Genomic DNA, 1,239 nt, shown 5'->3' on the forward strand with positions numbered 1-1,239 from the left:
CTGACAGAGAGGATGTAGGTGAGCACCTCCCGCCGGGGTCTGACCCACCACCTGACTGACTCGGGGTCTTCAACGGGATCTGTCGGCCTGGGCGGGAGGTGCTCGTGTGCACTCACTGGGTGTGGCGTTGTGACTTCATAGGAGCCTGGCCAGAGGCCCCATCTCTGTCTTGTCCGCGTGCCCGGCCAGTGCGTGCCGCCCTGCCCACTCTCACGTGCAACAGGACGACGATGCCCTCTATTACACACGAACCCACCACCGTTATCGAGATCKCCGGTGGCGTCGACACGCACTCCGATACCCATACCGCTGCGGTGATCGACCTGGTCGGCCGGGTACTCGGTACCGCCGTGTTCGCCGCCGACGCGGCCGGTTATGCCGCACTGCTGGCCTGGATGCGAGGGTTCGGGCGCCTGGTCCGGATCGGTGTCGAAGGCACCGGTGTCTACGGCGCCGGACTCGCTCGTGTCCTGCGTGRTCRTGGCCTCGACGTGGTCGAGGTGGACCGGCCCGACCGCAAGACCCGCCGGTTTCAGGGCAAGTCCGATCCGATCGACGCGATCCAAGCCGCCAAGACCGCACTGGCCGAAAACCGCACTGGCACATCGAAACAACGCGACGGCCGCATCGAAGCTCTCCGCAACCTCCGCGTTGCCCGTCGCTCGGCGGTCGACCAGCGCGCCGACGCGCAACGCCGGATCAAAGCCTTGATCGTCACCGCGCCCGACGAACTGCGCGAGCGGCTGCGCGGCCTGTCGACCACCGAGCTCATCACCACCTGCGCGTCATTGCGCCCCGACCGCGCCGACGCCGCGTTYCCGGTCACCGCGGCGAAGATCGCGTTGCGGTCGCTGGCACGCCGCCACCAGCRGCTCACCGTCGAGATCACCGATCTAGACGAGCTGCTCGAACCACTCGTGGCCGCGATCAACCCGAAGTTGGTCGCCGCCAACGGCGTCGGCACCGACACCGCCGGCCAACTGCTGGTCACCGCCGGAGAAAACCATGAGCGGCTGCGTTCGGAGGCCGCGTTCGCCATGCTCTGCGGCGCCGCACCGATCCCCGCCTCCTCCGGCAAAACCAACCGGCACCGCCTCAACCGTGGCGGTGACCGCCACGCCAACGCCGCCCTCTACCGAGTCGTGCTCTGCCGCCTGCGCTGGGACCCCCGCACTCGCGCCTACACCGAACGACGCACCAAAGAAGGCATGTCCAAGAAAGAAATCATCCGCTGCCTCA

General features: G+C 67.5%; 1 protein-coding gene. It reads left to right on the top strand.

Annotated features, from left to right (window positions below; all coding sequences use genetic code 11):
- Window positions 1-230: 230 nt before the first annotated feature.
- Window positions 231-1,239 (top strand): IS110 family transposase (locus AB4Z47_RS30675; RefSeq protein ID WP_441956204.1); only part of this gene is annotated, 1,009 nt, incomplete at its 3' end.

The organism is Nocardia sp. 2TAF39, from assembly GCF_052114905.1.
In the GTDB taxonomy this organism is placed as follows: domain Bacteria; phylum Actinomycetota; class Actinomycetes; order Mycobacteriales; family Mycobacteriaceae; genus Nocardia.